This window comes from Opitutus sp. GAS368, from assembly GCF_900104925.1.
Lineage (GTDB): Bacteria > Verrucomicrobiota > Verrucomicrobiia > Opitutales > Opitutaceae > Lacunisphaera.
In genome coordinates, this window is record NZ_LT629735.1 from 244,365 (window position 1) to 259,741 (window position 15,377).

Genomic DNA, 15,377 nt, shown 5'->3' on the forward strand with positions numbered 1-15,377 from the left:
TGGCCGGCATGAAACCAACCCTCCTCCAATTCTTCCTGCCGGTCCTGCTCCTTCTGCCCGCACTTCGCGCCGACCCCATGCCACCGGCACCCGAACGGGAGGCCCGGGCCCACCAGGCCACGCAGCAACGCCTGGCCCACGCCGCCTCGGCGAAATACAATCCCTACGACACCGGGAACCGCGATATCCGGAAGGCGGCCTATGCCCTCTTGGATCAAAAGAAACCCGCGGAGGCCATCGCGTGCGCCGAAAAGGGATTGGCGCGTTTCCCGTGCGACATCGAACTGCGGATGATCCTGGCCAGCGCCTGGCGCGAGGCCGGCGACCAGGCCAAGGCCGATCAGTTCCAGGCCGAATGGATGGGTCTGGTGGATTCCATCCTGCAAAGCGGCACCGGCCGCGATTACGCCTCGGCCTTCCGGGTCATCAGCGTGGACGAGGAATATTGCGTGCTGCGCGTTCTCCGCCTGCAAGTGACCAAGCAGGCGCTCGATCAGCACGACGGCAGTGCCTTCGATCTCATGACCGTCAAGCGGCCCGAGTCCGACGCCGAGCTCACCCTCTATTTCAACATCGATTTGCCCTCGCAGTGGCTCGCCCAGCAGTTCGCGGCCCCGGTAAAAAAGTAACCCCAACGGCCATGCCCCGTTTTTTGCCTTACCGCTTGAACCTCACCCGCCCAACGCGGGACCGGCCGGCAGACCGACCTGCCGCAACGCCTCGTAGGTGGCGATACCCGCTGCGGTCGAGAGGTTGAGCGAACGCAGCTCGCCGTTGGCGTGCGGGATCTTGACGCGCTGCGGATCGCCGAGCTCGCCGTGCAGCCACTCGGGCGCCCCGGCCTCCTCGTTGCCGAACACCAGCCCGTCGCCGTCGACATAGGTCACATCCCAAAAAGTCCGCGTCGCGTGCGTGGTGAACAGCCACAGCCGGCGCGGGGCCGCCGCACTGGCCTTGAAGGCCGCCCAGTCGGCGTGGTGGTGCACATCGAGCGAATGCCAGTAATCCATGCCCGCGCGCTTGAGGTTGCGATCGTTAATCTCGAATCCCAAGGGATGAACGAGATGCAACCGCGTCCGGGTTACCGCGCACATCCGGCCGATATTGCCGGTATTTTGCGGAATCTGCGGTTGAAACAACACCACGTGAAGCATTTGCGATGGTTGGAAGGCTTAATCCGCTTTACGGCAAGCCGTTTTCCCCTAGTTAAGCAGGTGCCGCACGGGCCGCGGCCACACCTAAGCCATGCCTAATTCCGCGCCCAAATCAGGGGAAAAGATCGTTGTGCTCGTGGACGACGAGTTCTCCTACATTGACCTGCTCCAACAACTGCTCGGCGAGCACCTCGACCGCCCCGTGCACGGTTTCACCAAACCGGCCGACGCCATCCGCGCGCTGCCCGCCCTCAATGTCGGCATCATCATCACCGACTACCAGATGCCCGACATCAACGGCCTGCAGTTCATCGCCGCGGTGCAGAAGATCGATCCCCGGATCCCGGTGGTGATGATCACGGCCTACAACATGTCGTTCACCGAACGCGAGCTCGCCGCCGTGCCCTCGCTCAAGACCATCGTGCGAAAACCCTTCAAGTGGACCACGCTCGCCGCCGAGGTCGTGAAATACTGGCCTGATGCGAACCCACCTCAGGTCATCCGCTCGAGCTCGCCCTTCAAGGAGGGCGGATCAGGCGCGCCGTTTAAGAACGCGTAGCCCGTTGTTGTCGGCGTGGAGCGGGTGGATGGTCGCGGGCAGCTTGTGCGCCGCAAAGGCCGCCGCCATCGCGCGGCCGACCTTCGCTGCCTTCGCCGGCCGGGCCACGCACAGCACGCTCGAGCCGCTGCCGCTCAGCCAGCCGGTCAGCGCGCCCGCGGCCACGCCGGCCTCGATGGCGTTCTTCGCGCCGGGAATCAGCGGCAGCCGGTAGGGCTCGTGTAGAAAGTCGCGCACGGCGTCGCGCAACCGGTCGTATTCCCCGGAAAGGATGGCGGCCGTCACGTAGACGGCGCTGTTCACGCTCTTGATCGCGTCGAAATACGGCAGCTCCTTCGGCAGGATGCCGCGGGCCTTCTTGGTCTCGAGCTCCTGGTCGGGGGAGACGACGACGAAGCACAGGTCCTTGCCGATCGGCTTGCGCAGCACGCCGAGCAGTTCGCCGGTGTGTGGATCGCAGCGCGCCACGCAGAAACCGCCGATGACGGCGGGCGTCGCGTTATCGGGATGCCCCTCCAGCTGGGTCACAAGGCTGCACAGGTCGTCCTTGGTCAGCTTGGCGCCGGCCAGCTCGTTGAGCGCCGCGACCACGCCGGCGCGCAGCGTCACGCTCGAGCCGAGGCCGCGCGACATCGGCACGTCGCCGGTGATGCTGAGCTCGTAGCCGAACTCCTCCACCCCGGCGCGCACGAAGAACAGCGCCGCCGCCTCGTCGGCCATGCCAAGCCCGGCGGTGTCGCGGTCGGTCAGCGGCCGGGCGCCGCTCCAGTCGCCGCGGGTCAGCGTGATGTCATTGTAGATGGACAGCGCGAGCCCGAGCGTGTCGAAGCCCGAGCCGCAATTGGAGGTGCTGCCAGGCACGCGGACGGTGACGCGGTTCGGGAGTTTCTTGCTCATGCGCGGTGTTTGAGGGCCTTGCGGGCCTCGAGGTTCTGCTCACGTTTTTTGACGTCGGCCCGCTTGTCGAACTGCTTTTTGCCGGACGCGGTGGCGATCTCGACCTTCACGAGCGCCTGCTTGAAATACATGCGCAGCGCCACGATGGTCTTGCCGCCGGTCTCGACGGCCTGCGCCAGCTTGCGGATTTCGTTCGCGTTGAGCAGCAGCGCGCGGACGCGCCGCGGGGCGTGCTGGGAGAGGCCGCCGTGCGAGTATTCCTGGATGTAGGCGCCGTAGAGCCACACCCCGCCCTTCTCGACCCGGGCGAAGGCGTCGGTGATCTGCGCCTTGCCGGCGCGGATGGACTTCACCTCGGTGCCGGCCAGCTTGATGCCCGCCTCGAACTTGTCGTGGATGAAATAGTCCCGCAGAGCCTTCGAATTGCGAAGCTCGGTGTAGCGGGCGGAGTCTGACGGCTTGGCGGCCATGGGCGGAAGGCAGTGATGCGCCGGACGGCGCGGGGCGGCAAACAAAAGAAGCGAGGCCGGGGCCTCGCTTCGCGGAAATCAGGTGGAACGCGTTGACCCCAACGCGTTGGGCCGGCTCAGGCCGTGTGCAGCTCGTAGCTGATCTTGCCTTCGATGACCTCGCGCAGGGCGATGTCCTCGGGGCTCAGCTTCTCGAGCGACTCGACGAGCGGACGGCTGCCGCGGCGGAGCTGCTTCACGCGGCGGGAAACCACGTTGATCAGGACGTTCGGGTCCTGGATGACTTTCTGGGCGTCGCGGATGTATTCGTCTCTCATGGGTGGCGGCGGGAAATTTTTGTGAACGGATAGACCTACGAGGGAAAAAAGGAGCGTCAAGGGGCAATTTGGGCCCGGCGCGGCCTTTCTTTTGGCTTTGCCGCGGGCCGCCAGCCTGTGAAACTGCCTGCATGTTCGTGGCTTGGACAACCACCGCCAAACGCGCCGACGCCGACCGGCTGGCCCGCGGTGCGGTCGAGACGCACCTCGCGGCCTGCGCCCAGGTCGACGGACCGATCACTTCTTACTATCACTGGGAGGGCAAGCTCGAGTCGGCCGAAGAATTCCGGGTGTGGTTTAAATACCTGCCGGGCAACGCCTCGGCGCTCAGCGGCTGGGTGCACAACCACCACCCCTTCGCCACGCCGCAATGGATTGAGCTCAGCGCCGAAAACGTGGGCGAAAAATACTTGTCATGGGCTATCGCCAACTCTACATCCGCACCCTTCCAAAGCCCGAAACCACGTTAATCCAAACCACTTTTATGTCCCAACATCCCAGTCTCAAGTCCGGCGGCGGTCTCGTCGTGAAACGCAATGTCCTCAAGCGCTTCGAGCGCGTGGCCCTGCTCAAGAAGCGCGGCCAGTGGAAGGCCGGCGACCGCGTCCAGGGCCTCCGCAAGACCAAGGCCGACGTTTAATCGGCGAATTTTTCTGCCTGGCGGGCGTCCCACACGCCCGCCTTTTTTATTTATGCACGACTTCTTCAAGCCCCTTCTGGATTGGTATCTGCAGTCGCTCGAAACGGGCGGTTACCCGCTGATCGTGCTGCTCATGTTCGTCGAAAGCACGTTCCTGCCGCTGCCAAGCGAGCTGATCATCCCGCCGGCCGCACACCTCGCCTACACCAAGGGCAACATGAGCCTGACCGGCATCGTGCTCGCCGGCGCTCTCGGCTCCTGGCTCGGCGCCACCGCGATGTATTGGGTGTCCCGCTGGGCCGGCCGGCCGTTCATCCTGAGGTATGGGAAATTTTTCCTCGTGACCGCCGAGAAGGTCGGGAAGGCCGAGCGCTGGTCCGCGGCCTACGGCAACTTCGGCATCTTCGCCTCCCGCCTCCTGCCCGTCGTCCGCCATCTCATCGGCATCCCGGCCGGCATCGTGCGCATGGATTACTGGAAGTTCTCCCTGTGGACCATCGTCGGCTCCGGCCTCTGGTGCGGCGTGCTCTGCTGGCTCGGCATCAAGGCCGGCCAGGACGAGGCGCTCATGAAGGGCGAGCTGCATGCGATCACCCTCTGGGGTGCGGCCATTCTCGGCGTCCTCGGCGTCATCTACTATTTCTTCGTTCACCGCCAGATGCAGGCGGGGAAAAAGTAAGCCCGCCCAGGCCGGCCGCGAGACTCTCCTGTAGCGCGCTCCATGAGCGCCGTCCCCCACCCCGGCGGTCACAGACCGCCGCCACAGGTTCTCCGGATCCGCCGTCATGACACTAATCCCTGTTGCCTCAGGCCAGCCGGCCGTGGCAAATTTTCGGCTCAATTCCACACCCATGAGCTCCCCGAAGAAGAAAGTCGCCATCCTCACCGCGGGCGGACACGCCCCCTGCCTCAGCGCCGCCGTCGGCCAGCTCATCCTGCACTACACGAAGCAGTGCCCCGACTGGGAGATCATCTGCTACCGCTCCGGCTACAAGGGCCTGCTCCTCGGCGACAGCATCAAGGTCACGCCCGAGATCCGCGCGCAGGCCGGCGTGCTGAAGCAATACGGCGGCAGCGTCATCGGCAACAGCCGCGTCAAGCTCACCAACGTCAAGGACGCCGTGAAGCGCGGCCTCGTGAAGGAGGGCCAGCTGCCCCTCAACGTCGCGGCCGAGCAGCTCACGAAGGACGGCGTCGACATCCTCCACACCGTCGGCGGCGACGACACGAACACCACGGCCGCCGACCTCGCCGCCCATCTCCAGAAGAACAACTACCAGCTCAACGTCATCGGCCTGCCCAAGACGATCGACAACGACATCATCCCCATCCGCCAGAGCCTCGGCGCCGTCACCGCCGCCGAACAGGGCGCGCGCTTCTTCTCCAACGTCGTCACCGAACTCGGCGCCAGCGCGCGCATGCTCATCGTCCACGAGGTCATGGGCCGCAATTGCGGCTGGCTCACCGCCGCCACCGCCCGCGCCTACCAGGCCAGCCTGGCCTCGAAACCGTGGGTCCCGGGCATCGGCCTCGCCAAGGAGCGCTACGGCGTCCACGCCATCTATATCCCCGAGCTCGCCCTCGACGTGGAGGCCGAGGCCAAGCGCCTCCGCGCCCTCATGGACAGGCAGGGCAACATCAATCTGTTTGTCAGCGAGGGCGCGGGCCTCGACAGCATCATCGCCGAGATGACCGCCCGCGGGGTCGCGATCGACCGCGACGCCTTCGGCCACGTCCGCCTCGACACCATCAACCCGGGCAAGTGGTTCGCCGAGCAATTCGCCAAGCTCATCGGCGCCGAGAAGACCCTCGTGCAGAAGAGCGGCTATTTCGCCCGCTCCGCCCCGGCCAACGACGAGGACTTCAAGCTCATCGACACCTGCGTCCTCAAGGCCGTCGAGTGCGCGAAGGCGGGCATCACCGGCCTGATCGGCCACGATGAGGAACGCGGCAACGAGCTGCGGGCCATCGAATTTCCCCGCATCAAGGGCGGCAAGGCCTTCGACACGACCCAACCGTGGTTCAAGGACCTGCTCAAGGAGATCGGCCAGCCGATGACGGCCACGGTCCACGTGGCGCACTGAGGTGGAGGGCGACCTCCGGGCGCGCTTTTCCCGCAGCGGCGCTCTGTGAGCGCCGTTGGTCGAGCCCGGCGGTCATAGACCGCCGCTACAACTCTGCACTTGAAAAGCCGCGCCGCCCGGGAAAGCTACCCGCTCGGTTACCTGCGAGCGTAGCACAATGGATAGTGTAGTAGCCTCCGAAGCTATTGATCTGGGTTCGATTCCCAGCGCTCGCACCAGCCTTCGCTCCTTTGGAGCTACGGCTCGGCTAGCCAGCTGAAGCGAAGACTGTCGTCCGTAGGCTCTGCGAAGAACGGCCTTTCGCGGTTGGTCAGGCTTTCCTACCCGGCCATTGCCAGTTCTGGATTTCCGGTAGGTCCTAGCCGTGCTGGCGGATATAGTCGTGGTGCTCGGCCAGCTTAGCCTTGAGCCGACGCTTCAAAGCCAGACCAGCCTCACCCGTCCGCGGGAGGCGGTCGATGGCGTCCATCACGAGGTGAAAGCGGTCCAAGTCGTTTAACACTGTCATGTCGAACGGCGTGGTGATGGTGCCCTCCTCCTTGTAGCCGCGGACATGCAGGTTGCGGTGGTTGGTGCGGCGATAGGTCAGCCGGTGGATCAGCCACGGGTAGGCGTGAAAGGCGAAGATGACCGGCTTGTCCGTGGTGAACAGCTCGTCGAAGTCCCGGTCGCTCAAGCCGTGCGGGTGCTCGCTCTGCGGCTGCAGCCGCATGAGATCCACCACGTTCACCACGCGGACTTTCAGGTCCGGCAGATGCTCGCGCAGGATCGAGACCGCAGCCAGCGTCTCGAGCGTGGGCACGTCACCGCAGCAGGCCATGACGACATCGGGCGCCGCTTCCCCCTCGTTGCCGGCCCACGACCAGATGCCAATGCCGTCGGCGCAATGCCGCGCGGCCGTCTCCATCGACAGCCACTGCGGCGCCGGATGCTTGCCCGCGATCACCACGTTGACATAATGGCGGCTGCGCAGGCAGTGGTCCATCACCGAGAGCACGCAATTCGCGTCCGGCGGCAGGTAAACCCGCACGACCTCGGCCTTCTTGTTCACCACGACATCGAGAAATCCGGGGTCCTGATGGGTGAGACCGTTGTGGTCCTGGCGCCAGACGTGCGAGGCCAGCAGGTAGTTCAGCGAGGCGATCGGCCGTCGCCAGGGCAAACGCGACGTGACCTTCAGCCACTTGGCGTGCTGGTTGAACATCGAGTCGACGATGTGAATGAACGCCTCGTAACAATTGAAGAGACCGTGCCGGCCGGTCAGCAGATAACCCTCCAGCCAACCCTCGCACTGGTGCTCGCTGAGCATTTCCATCACTCGGCCGGTCGGCGCGAGGCCTTCGTCATTCGGCAGGGTCGCGGCGTTCCATTGGCGTTGCGTGACCTCCAGGACTGCTTCCAAGCCGTTGGACGCGGTCTCATCCGGGCCAAAGATCCGGAAATTCCGCTGCGCGTCATTGAGTTTCACGACGTCCCGCAAGAAACGCCCGAGCACATGCGTGTCGCCGATGCCGCGGATGCCCGGCGCCGGCACGTCGACCGCATAAGCGCGGAAGTCCGGCAGATGCAAATCGTGCAGCAAACGGCCGCCGTTGGCGTGTGGGTTGGCGCCCATGCGCCGGTCGCCCTGGGGTGCCAACGCGGCCAGCTCCGCCTTCAGCCGGCCGGAAACATCGAACAGTTCCTCCGGCCGGTAGCTCCGCAGCCAGTCTTCCAGCAGCGGCAGGTGTGCGGGATGGGCCGCGGGTGATGACAGCGGCACCTGGTGCGAGTGAAAAGTGCCCTCGATCTGCACGCCGTCGACCGCCTTCGGTCCGGTCCAGCCCTTGGGCGAATCCAACACGATCATCGGCCAGCGCGGGCGCGTGCGGTTGCCGAGGACGCGGGCCTCGTGCTGGATCTGCCGGATCGCGGTCACCGCGGTATCCAGCGCCGCGGCCATCGCCGCGTGCATCGTGGCGGGCTCGGCGTGATACTCAACAAACCAGGGCGTCCATCCATAACCGCGGAACAGCTGCTCCAACTCCTCCCGCGTGATGCGGGCCAGCAGGGTCGGGTTGGCGATCTTGTAACCGTTGAGGTGCAGGATCGGCAGGACGGCGCCGTCGGCCACCGGATTGAGGAATTTGTTGGAGTGCCACGCCGTGGCCAGCGGTCCCGTCTCCGCTTCACCGTCACCGACCACGCAGGCCACGATCAGGGCGGGGTTATCGAACACCGCTCCGAACGAATGGCTCAGCGAGTAACCCAGCTCGCCGCCCTCGTGGATCGAGCCGGGTGTTTCCGGCGACGCATGACTGGGTATTCCTCCCGGAAACGAAAATTGCAGGAAAAGCTTCTGCAGGCCGGTCTCGTCCTGGCTGATGTCCGGGTAGATCTCGCTGTAGGTGCCCTCCAGGTAAGTGTTGGCGACCACAGCCGGCCCGCCGTGGCCCGGGCCGGAGACATAGATCATGTCCAGGTCGTATTCCCGGATGACCCGGTTCAGATGCGCGTAGATGAAATTCTGCCCCGGGGTCGTGCCCCAGTGGCCCAGCAGCATGTGCTTCACGTCCGTCAGCGCAAGCGGGCGCCGCAGCAACGGATTGCCACAGAGATAAATCTGCCCGACCGAGAGGTAGTTCGCCGCCCGCCAATAGGCGTCGATTTTGCGCAGCAGTTCCGGCGACAGTGGGTTGGCCTTCATGGTTTGATTCGACCGAGGTGCAGGAGCCGACCGACCGACCGCGCGATCATGAGCTCCTCGTCGGTGCGAATGACCCGCACCTTGACGCGCCCCGCCGCGGCCGAGATCAGCGGGGCATTCTCCGCGTTGTGTCCCCGGTGCAGCGTGATCCCGAGAAAGCCAAGCCCGGCGCAGATCCGCTGCCGGATCACCGGGGCGTTCTCGCCGATACCCCCGGCGAAAACGAGCGTGTCCAGCCCGCCCAGCGCGGCGGCATAGGCGCCGATCCATTTCCTGGCCTGATAACAGAAAAGCGCCACGGCGTCCGCGGCCCGCGCGTCGCGGGTCTCCCGCGCGAGCAGGTCGCGCATATCGCCACTGGTGCCGGAGACGCCGAGCAAGCCGGACTCATGGTTCACCATCCGGTCAAATTGCGGAGGCGCCATCCGTTCGCTTCGGACCAGGAAAGAAAACAAACCGGGATCGAGGTCGCCCGACCGGGTGCCCATCATCAATCCCGCTGCGGGTGTGAAGCCCATGCTGGTGTCGATGCTTTGGCCCCCGCGCATCGCCGTCAGGCTGGCACCGTTGCCGAGGTGCGCGAGGATCACGCGGCCCCGGGCCGCGGCGGGATCGAGCCGGGCGAGTTCCTCCCGCAAATAGGCATAGGATAAGCCGTGGAAGCCGTAACGTTCGACTCCCTGCGCGGCATAGCGCCGCGGGATCGCCAGCATCCGCGCCACCCGCGGCATGCCGCGATGAAATGCCGTGTCGAAGCAGGCCACCTGTATCAAACGGGGATGGCGCCGCCGAAAGGTCTCCATCAAGCCGATCTCCCGCGGCAGATGCTCGGGATCATAGGGCGTGAGGCGCTTCAGTCCTGCGAGCAACCGCGGGGTGACCCGTTCGGGCTCGAAGTGTCGCAATCCGTGCACCACCCGATGCCCCACCGTCTGCACCGACGCAAAGACCGGCTGGGCCTCCAGCCAATCCAGCAGGAACTCCTCCGGCGCGCGCCGGCCGGACAGGCGACGAACCTGCTCTCCACCCGCGGAATCGGTCGCAACCAGGCTCGGGCGGCTTGAGCCGATGCGGTCGAGCCTGCCCCTCAGCGCACACTCGGGCGTTTTTCCCGCCCTGTAGATCGCGAACCGGATGCTCGAGGAGCCGCCGTTGAGCGTCAGGATGCGCGGCGCGTCCCGTTTCATGGTTCAATTTTCGTGACAGATTCGCGCCACAGCGGTTCCGGCCTGCCCTGGGTGATCATAGCTCAGATTGCAGCCCCGGCGGCGGGAAGACAACAGACGAACGGACCCAAGCGGGTTACACCCCATAGTTTGTGCGGACTATAGTCCGCATCCTGCCCCAACATGACATCACTCTCCTCCTTGGATGCAGACCGCATCCCCGTCCAACCGTCGCCCCAGCTCATGTCCTCGCCCGTCCTCCTCACCGGTTCGCACCTGCGCACCTATGAGGCGATTTTCCGGCACCCGGCCGCGCAAAACCTGCAATGGCACGACGTCCTCGCCCTTTTCCGCCATATCGGACAAGTCGAGGAGGAAACCAACGGCAACCTCAAAGTGACGCGCCACGGGCGGGTCCTCGTCCTCCACCCGCCCCGCAGCAAGGATGTCGGCGCCACTGAGGAGCTCATGGCGCTGCGACACTTTCTCGAGCGGTCGGCAGTCGCCACACCGGTCGCCCCGGTGCCGGATGGAGCGCACTGGCTGCTTGTCATTGATCACCATGAAGCCCGCATTTTCCGCACGGAAATGGACGGAGCCCACCCGAAACGGATCCGGCCGCACCAGCCCGCCCATCTCAACCACACGCCCAACTCAAAGGATTTCACCCGCGGCCAGGAAAAGCCCGATCCCACCACCTTCTTCGAACCCGTGGCGCAGGCGCTGGCCGCCGCCGGCCCCGTTCTCGTCTTCGGCCATGGCAAGGGCAACGCCAGTGAAATGGACCAGTTCATCGCGTGGGCGAAAGTCCACCACCCGGCGCTGGCCGGACGCATCATCGGCGCGCAAGTCGTGGACGACCACCACCTGAACGAAAGCCAGCTGCTCGGGAAAGCCCGGGAATTCTACGCGCACGCCCCGCAGGTTTAGTTCCGGACCGGACCACGGTCACCGCACCTTATGGCCGTCAAATTCCAGGACTATTACGCCATCCTCGGCGTGGACCGGACTGCCCCGGCGGAGGAGATCAAACTGGCTTTCCGAAAGCTGGCACGGATCCATCACCCGGATGTCGCCCAGAACAAGGTCGCCGGTGAGGCGAAGTTCAAGGAGATCAACGAAGCCTACGAGGTGCTGGGCGACCCGGAGAAACGGAAGCGCTATGACGAACTGGGTCCGGAGTGGGCGGCGGGCGGCGGCTCGCCTGGCCGGGCGCATCCTCCCGGCGACGAACCGGATTTCGAATTCGGCGGCACCGGCTTCAGTGATTTTTTTGAATCGTTCTTCAGCGGCCGGCCGGGGGGCTTTGGTTCCGCCCGCGGACCCGCGCCCGCCGACGGGTTTGTCCACCCCGGCCGCGACATCGAGGCCGATCTGCTCGTCACGCTGGAGGAGGCGCTGCGCGGCTCGTCACGCCAGGTGACACTACGCCGGCCGGCCATGGACGGCGGGGCCGAAAGGACGAACACCTACCAGGTGCGGATCCCGCCTGGCATGCGCGAGGGCCAGCGTATCCACCTGGCCGCCCAAGGCGGCCCGGGTTCCGGCGGTGCCCCGGCGGGCGACCTCTATCTGCGGGTGCGCTTTGCCCGGCATCCCGATCTTCGGGTGCAGGACGATGATCTCCATTGCGACCTCGACCTGGCGCCCTGGGAGGCAGTGCTTGGGGTGAAGGCCGCCATTCCCTCACTTGGTGGCACCCTCACACTCCGGGTCTCGCCCGGCACCACCGCGGGCACCCAACTGCGCGTGCGTGGCCAGGGTCTGCCCCGGGAGAATGGCAGCCGGGGCGAGCTCTTCGCCACGGTGCGGCTGCAGGTGCCGGCCACTGTCTCCGCCGAGGAACGCGCCCTCTGGGAAAAGCTGGCCGCAACCTCCCCTTTCAACCCCCGGAAACCATTATGACGAATTTCATTTTCTACGTTAACCCCACTTTGACCCTGGCGTGCCGGCCGGCCGGCACACCCGCGCTCCATTCACTCGCTGCGGCCGCCGATCTCACCGGCGTGCATCCGGAGATCCTGCAGCACTACTGCCGCCTCGGACTGCTCGGCGCCCAAAGGGCCGGGAGTGAACCGACCTTCGACGACAACGCGCTCTACGAGGTGCGTCGCATCGAGCACTACCGCCGGCACCACGGGGTTACCCTGCAGGCGTTGCCGCTGTTCTGCGCCCTGTCGCGGGAGGTCGAACGCCTTCAGACCGAAGTTCGTTTCCTGCGCGGCCCCTGAGCACAATCCCCGACCGGGTTAGACCTTTAGGTTCCGGTTGAGACCCCGAACGAGGACGAGGTTGCCGAGGGCCGCAACACGAGCGCCCAGTTGGTCGACGAGGGCGCCAGCGAGGCCGAAAACAATCAGGTGCGGCAGGCCGCAAGGGCTGCCACGAAACAGGGTCCGCTCAGAGGATAAATTCCAATGCACCGGCACTGCCAGCCGGCCTGACTGAATGTACATTCAGGCCCCGTTAATGTCGGGTTCATCTTCGTGGGGCTTAATGGCGGCACCCCGTCGCCCTGTTGGCGGCTGCCACCACCCCATGAAGCCAGCTCCCGCCGCCAACCCGGACGGTCAACCCGAAGGCGTGACCGCATTGGAAGCGGCCACCATCCGGCAGATTTCCATCCGGATCGTTCCCTTCCTGATTGTCTGTTATTTCTTTGCCTTCATCAGCCGCACCAATGCGGGACTCGCCGCCCTGCAGATGAACCAGGATGTCGGGCTTGCTCCGGCCGCGTTCGGCTTCGGCGGCAGCCTGTTTTTCGTCTCCTACACGCTCTGCGGAATTCCCGGCAACCTGGCGATGGTCCGGGTGGGCGCCCGGCTGTGGCTGGGCCTCATGATCGTCGCCCTCAGCCTGACCAGCCTCGCGATGGCGCTGGTGGAGGGAGCCAACTCGTTTTATGCCGTGCGCTTTCTGCTCGGCGCCGTCGAGGCCGGCTTCTTTCCGGGAGCGGTGCTCTACCTCACCTACTGGTTTCCGCGGGCCTACCGGGCCCGGATCATCGCGGCCTTCATGGTCGCCATCCCGCTTTCGAGCTTCCTGGGCTCGCCGCTGTCCGCGGCCCTGCTCGGCCTCGAGGGCCGCGGGGGCCTGCATGGCTGGCAGTGGATGTTCCTGCTGGAGGCGCTGCCGATCGTGCTGCTGGGTGCGATGGCGTTCTTCCTCCTGCCCGACAGTCCCGCCTCCGCCCGCTGGCTCCGACCCGACCAGGTCCGGTGGCTGGCCGGTCGTCTCGCCGCGGAGAAGAAGGTCTCAATCCAACGGGTTCCGCTGTGGAAGGTCCTGCTGGACGGACGCGTGCTCCTGCTCTCCCTCGGCTATGCGGCGGCGTCCGCGGCCAGCAATTCACTCTCCCTGTGGCAGCCGCAAATCATCCAGTCGTTCGGCCTGACCAATGCGCAGACAGGACTGCTCAACGCGGTGCCTTTCGGCCTGGGTCTCGTGGCCATGATCGTGTGGGGGCGACACTCGGACAGGACCGGCGAGCGCCTCCTGAGCACGGCGCTTCCGTTGCTGCTTTGTGCGATCAGCCTGAGCCTGACTCTCGTGACCAATTCACTGCCAGCCACCGTCGTGATCCTCTGTCTCGCCCTCATCGGCACGTATGCCATCAAAGGGCCGTTTTGGGCCCTGGCGGCCGACTGGATGTCGACCGAAACCGCGCCCACCGGCATCGCGGCGATCAACACCCTGGCGCATGTGGCCACTTTTGGCGCGATCTACCTGATCGGGGCGATCAAGTCATCCACCGGCAGCTATCCGCTGGCATTGCTGCCGCTGGTGGTGCTCGGCATCGCCGGTGCCAGCGGCCTGCTCCTGATGGGCCGGCGGAAGGAGGCGTAAACCGGCCGGAAAAAAGGCCGGCGGAATCGCCGGCCTTCGGAGTGGAGCTGAGCGGACGGCTCAGATATGAATCGCCTGGCCCATCGTGGCCAGGGCGGCCTCGCCGAGGGCTTCGGACAGCGTCGGGTGGGCGTGGATCGAGTGATGGATCTCGTCGACCGTGGCCTCGAGGTTCATCGCCAGGCCATACTCGGCAATGAGTTCGGTGGCCTCGTTGCCGATGATGTGCACGCCATAGATCTCGCCGGTCTTGGCGTCGGCGATGACCTTGACGAAACCCTCGGTGTCGCCCGCCGCCACGGCCTTGCCGACCGCGGTGAACGGGAACTTGCCGACCTTGTAGTCGAGTTTCTTTTCCTTGGCCTGCTTCTCCGTCAGGCCCGTGCTGGCGACCTGTGGCTGGCAATAGGTGCAGCCCGGGAAGATGCCGACCTGCTTCGGCTTGGTGACGCCGAACATGCCCTCGACCGCCTGGACGGCGCGGAACGAGGCGACGTGCGCGAGCCACGGCGGGCCCTGGATGTCGCCGGCGGCGTAGATGCCGGGCGTGCTGGTCTGGTAATTGTTGTCGACCTTCACGAAACCGCGGTCGAGCTCGAGCTTCACCTTGGCCGACGTCAGGCCGTCGAGCGCGGAGGTGATGCCGATGGCGACGAGCACGGTGTCGACCTCAAGCTCGATCTTGGCGCCGTCCTTCACGAGGTCGAGCTTCACGCTCTTGGCGCCGACGCGGATGTTCTCGCTCTTGGTGCCGGTGTGGACCGCGATGCCCTGCTTGGCGAAGCTGCGCTCGAGCACCTTGCTGATCTCCTCGTCCTCGATGGGAAGGATGTTGGGCAGCATCTCGATCAGGGTGACCTTCGTGCCGAAGGCGTTGAAGAAATAGGCGAACTCCACGCCGATGGCGCCGGCGCCGATGATGGCCATGGTTTTCGGCGCCACCTTGGCGGCGAGCGCCTCGCGGGAGGTCATCACGCGCGTGCCGTCGACCGGCAGGCCCGGCAGCGGGCGCGGCTTCTGGCCGGTGCAGAGGAGAATGTTTTTCGTGCGGAGAAATTTGCCCTTATGCTCGCCCTCGGTGATCTCGACCATGCCCGGCACGGCGACGGAGCCCTTGCCGACGAAGTAGTCGACCTTGTTCTTCTTGAAGAGGAACTCGACGCCCTTGGCCATCGTCGCCGCGACGCCGCGCGAGCGCTCGACCACCTTGGCGAAATCGAACGACGCGCCGGTGACGCTCAGGCCGTAGCTGTCGGCCTTCTGGATGGTGCGGTAGAGCTCGGCGCTCTTGAGCAGGGCCTTGGTCGGGATGCAGCCCCAGTTGAGGCAGGTGCCGCCGGCGCGCTCCATTTCGATCACGGCCACCTTCTTGCCGAGCTGCCCGGCGCGGATTGCGCCGACGTAGCCGGCGGGGCCGCCGCCGATGATCACCAAGTCGTAGATGTCGTCTGCCATAGGGGGAGTTTGTGAGCGGCGAAAGTCGCTCCCAGCCGTGACTTCGTCAAATTGAAACTGGGAGGACTGGGATGCCCAATCCCCAAGGCATCATTGCCGCAAA

The 15,377-nt window shown here is 65.4% G+C and carries 17 protein-coding genes and 1 tRNA gene; 11 read left to right on the plus strand and 7 right to left on the minus strand.

The features are described from left to right. Nucleotides 1-8: 8 nt before the first annotated feature. Nucleotides 9-629 carry a DUF4919 domain-containing protein gene (locus BLU29_RS01040; RefSeq protein ID WP_091054730.1) on the plus strand — a complete coding sequence of 207 codons (621 nt, stop codon included), beginning with the start codon at nucleotides 9-11 and terminating at the stop codon, nucleotides 627-629. 42 nt (nucleotides 630-671) lie between these two features. Here BLU29_RS01040 and BLU29_RS01045 read toward each other — a convergent pair whose 3' ends face one another. After that, nucleotides 672-1,154, minus strand: coding sequence for a tRNA (cytidine(34)-2'-O)-methyltransferase (locus BLU29_RS01045; RefSeq protein WP_091054731.1), 483 nt, complete (start codon nucleotides 1,152-1,154; stop codon nucleotides 672-674). Between the two features lie 91 nt (nucleotides 1,155-1,245). On the opposite strand from BLU29_RS01045, the gene BLU29_RS01050 reads away from it, so the two are divergent. Beyond that, nucleotides 1,246-1,713, plus strand: coding sequence for a response regulator (locus BLU29_RS01050; RefSeq protein ID WP_091054732.1), 468 nt, complete (start codon nucleotides 1,246-1,248; stop codon nucleotides 1,711-1,713). Here BLU29_RS01050 and thrB read toward each other — a convergent pair. The 3 genes from thrB to BLU29_RS01065 form a co-directional block, all read right to left on the minus strand. Further along, the gene (thrB, locus tag BLU29_RS01055; RefSeq protein ID WP_091054733.1) at nucleotides 1,687-2,610 is read right to left on the minus strand and encodes a homoserine kinase; all 924 of its coding nucleotides are present in this window, start codon (nucleotides 2,608-2,610) and stop codon (nucleotides 1,687-1,689) included. The genes BLU29_RS01050 and thrB overlap by 27 nt on opposite strands. Further along, on the minus strand, nucleotides 2,607-3,080 hold the full coding sequence (gene smpB, locus BLU29_RS01060) for an SsrA-binding protein SmpB (protein ID WP_091054734.1): 474 nt from the start codon (nucleotides 3,078-3,080) through the stop codon (nucleotides 2,607-2,609). The genes thrB and smpB overlap by 4 nt, the downstream gene beginning before the upstream one ends. A 116-nt stretch (nucleotides 3,081-3,196) precedes the next feature. Further along, complete coding sequence (locus tag BLU29_RS01065; RefSeq protein WP_091054735.1) at nucleotides 3,197-3,397, minus strand: DNA-directed RNA polymerase subunit omega; 201 nt, start codon at nucleotides 3,395-3,397, stop codon at nucleotides 3,197-3,199. A gap of 131 nt (nucleotides 3,398-3,528) precedes the next feature. Here BLU29_RS01065 and cutA point away from each other — a divergent pair, with 131 nt between their 5' ends. The 5 genes from cutA to BLU29_RS01090 all read left to right on the plus strand — a co-directional run bounded on the left by cutA (nucleotide 3,529) and on the right by BLU29_RS01090 (nucleotide 6,339). Beyond that, the gene (gene cutA, locus BLU29_RS01070; RefSeq protein WP_091054736.1) at nucleotides 3,529-3,867 is read left to right on the plus strand and encodes a divalent-cation tolerance protein CutA; all 339 of its coding nucleotides are present in this window, start codon (nucleotides 3,529-3,531) and stop codon (nucleotides 3,865-3,867) included. Between the two features lie 14 nt (nucleotides 3,868-3,881). Then, complete coding sequence (locus BLU29_RS01075) at nucleotides 3,882-4,037, plus strand: small basic protein (protein ID WP_091054737.1); 156 nt, start codon at nucleotides 3,882-3,884, stop codon at nucleotides 4,035-4,037. Nucleotides 4,038-4,089: 52 nt separating this feature from the next. Further along, nucleotides 4,090-4,716: a DedA family protein gene (locus tag BLU29_RS01080; RefSeq protein WP_197677743.1), complete on the plus strand. Its 627-nt coding sequence runs from the start codon at nucleotides 4,090-4,092 to the stop codon at nucleotides 4,714-4,716. 172 nt (nucleotides 4,717-4,888) lie between these two features. Further along, nucleotides 4,889-6,121, plus strand: coding sequence for a pyrophosphate--fructose-6-phosphate 1-phosphotransferase (locus BLU29_RS01085; RefSeq protein WP_091054738.1), 1,233 nt, complete (start codon nucleotides 4,889-4,891; stop codon nucleotides 6,119-6,121). Between the two features lie 143 nt (nucleotides 6,122-6,264). After that, a tRNA-Arg gene (locus BLU29_RS01090) sits at nucleotides 6,265-6,339 on the plus strand. A 140-nt stretch (nucleotides 6,340-6,479) separates the two neighbouring features. Here BLU29_RS01090 and BLU29_RS01095 read toward each other — a convergent pair. After that, nucleotides 6,480-8,807, minus strand: coding sequence for a phosphoketolase family protein (locus BLU29_RS01095; RefSeq protein WP_091054739.1), 2,328 nt, complete (start codon nucleotides 8,805-8,807; stop codon nucleotides 6,480-6,482). Next, the gene (locus BLU29_RS01100; protein ID WP_091054740.1) at nucleotides 8,804-9,994 is read right to left on the minus strand and encodes an acetate/propionate family kinase; all 1,191 of its coding nucleotides are present in this window, start codon (nucleotides 9,992-9,994) and stop codon (nucleotides 8,804-8,806) included. The genes BLU29_RS01095 and BLU29_RS01100 overlap by 4 nt, the downstream gene beginning before the upstream one ends. A 162-nt stretch (nucleotides 9,995-10,156) precedes the next feature. Between BLU29_RS01100 and BLU29_RS01105 the strand changes: the two genes are divergently transcribed. The 4 genes from BLU29_RS01105 to BLU29_RS01125 all read left to right on the plus strand — a co-directional run bounded on the left by BLU29_RS01105 (nucleotide 10,157) and on the right by BLU29_RS01125 (nucleotide 13,819). Next, nucleotides 10,157-10,903: a hypothetical protein gene (locus BLU29_RS01105; protein ID WP_157693541.1), complete on the plus strand. Its 747-nt coding sequence runs from the start codon at nucleotides 10,157-10,159 to the stop codon at nucleotides 10,901-10,903. A gap of 30 nt (nucleotides 10,904-10,933) precedes the next feature. Continuing rightward, the gene (locus BLU29_RS01110; protein ID WP_091054742.1) at nucleotides 10,934-11,878 is read left to right on the plus strand and encodes a DnaJ C-terminal domain-containing protein; all 945 of its coding nucleotides are present in this window, start codon (nucleotides 10,934-10,936) and stop codon (nucleotides 11,876-11,878) included. Next, nucleotides 11,875-12,204 carry a MerR family transcriptional regulator gene (locus BLU29_RS01115; protein ID WP_091054743.1) on the plus strand — a complete coding sequence of 110 codons (330 nt, stop codon included), beginning with the start codon at nucleotides 11,875-11,877 and terminating at the stop codon, nucleotides 12,202-12,204. The genes BLU29_RS01110 and BLU29_RS01115 overlap by 4 nt, the downstream gene beginning before the upstream one ends. A gap of 307 nt (nucleotides 12,205-12,511) precedes the next feature. Next, nucleotides 12,512-13,819, plus strand: a complete 1,308-nt coding sequence (locus BLU29_RS01125) for an MFS transporter (protein WP_091054745.1) — start codon at nucleotides 12,512-12,514, stop codon at nucleotides 13,817-13,819. Between the two features lie 60 nt (nucleotides 13,820-13,879). Here BLU29_RS01125 and lpdA read toward each other — a convergent pair whose 3' ends face one another. Next, nucleotides 13,880-15,274: a dihydrolipoyl dehydrogenase gene (lpdA, locus tag BLU29_RS01130; protein WP_091054746.1), complete on the minus strand. Its 1,395-nt coding sequence runs from the start codon at nucleotides 15,272-15,274 to the stop codon at nucleotides 13,880-13,882. Between the last annotated feature and the right edge of the window lie 103 nt (nucleotides 15,275-15,377).

Bases quoted from the DNA above. Each gene is read 5' to 3' on its own strand.
- BLU29_RS01040 (WP_091054730.1), top strand. From the start codon at position 9: ATGAAACCAACCCTCCTCCAATTCTTCCTGCCGGTCCTGCTCCTTCTG.
- BLU29_RS01045 (WP_091054731.1), bottom strand. From the start codon at position 1,154: ATGCTTCACGTGGTGTTGTTTCAACCGCAGATTCCGCAAAATACCGGC.
- BLU29_RS01050 (WP_091054732.1), top strand. From the start codon at position 1,246: ATGCCTAATTCCGCGCCCAAATCAGGGGAAAAGATCGTTGTGCTCGTG.
- thrB (WP_091054733.1), bottom strand. From the start codon at position 2,610: ATGAGCAAGAAACTCCCGAACCGCGTCACCGTCCGCGTGCCTGGCAGC.
- smpB (WP_091054734.1), bottom strand. From the start codon at position 3,080: ATGGCCGCCAAGCCGTCAGACTCCGCCCGCTACACCGAGCTTCGCAAT.
- BLU29_RS01065 (WP_091054735.1), bottom strand. From the start codon at position 3,397: ATGAGAGACGAATACATCCGCGACGCCCAGAAAGTCATCCAGGACCCG.
- cutA (WP_091054736.1), top strand. From the start codon at position 3,529: ATGTTCGTGGCTTGGACAACCACCGCCAAACGCGCCGACGCCGACCGG.
- BLU29_RS01075 (WP_091054737.1), top strand. From the start codon at position 3,882: ATGTCCCAACATCCCAGTCTCAAGTCCGGCGGCGGTCTCGTCGTGAAA.
- BLU29_RS01080 (WP_197677743.1), top strand. From the start codon at position 4,090: ATGCACGACTTCTTCAAGCCCCTTCTGGATTGGTATCTGCAGTCGCTC.
- BLU29_RS01085 (WP_091054738.1), top strand. From the start codon at position 4,889: ATGAGCTCCCCGAAGAAGAAAGTCGCCATCCTCACCGCGGGCGGACAC.
- BLU29_RS01095 (WP_091054739.1), bottom strand. From the start codon at position 8,807: ATGAAGGCCAACCCACTGTCGCCGGAACTGCTGCGCAAAATCGACGCC.
- BLU29_RS01100 (WP_091054740.1), bottom strand. From the start codon at position 9,994: ATGAAACGGGACGCGCCGCGCATCCTGACGCTCAACGGCGGCTCCTCG.
- BLU29_RS01105 (WP_157693541.1), top strand. From the start codon at position 10,157: ATGACATCACTCTCCTCCTTGGATGCAGACCGCATCCCCGTCCAACCG.
- BLU29_RS01110 (WP_091054742.1), top strand. From the start codon at position 10,934: ATGGCCGTCAAATTCCAGGACTATTACGCCATCCTCGGCGTGGACCGG.
- BLU29_RS01115 (WP_091054743.1), top strand. From the start codon at position 11,875: ATGACGAATTTCATTTTCTACGTTAACCCCACTTTGACCCTGGCGTGC.
- BLU29_RS01125 (WP_091054745.1), top strand. From the start codon at position 12,512: ATGAAGCCAGCTCCCGCCGCCAACCCGGACGGTCAACCCGAAGGCGTG.
- lpdA (WP_091054746.1), bottom strand. From the start codon at position 15,274: ATGGCAGACGACATCTACGACTTGGTGATCATCGGCGGCGGCCCCGCC.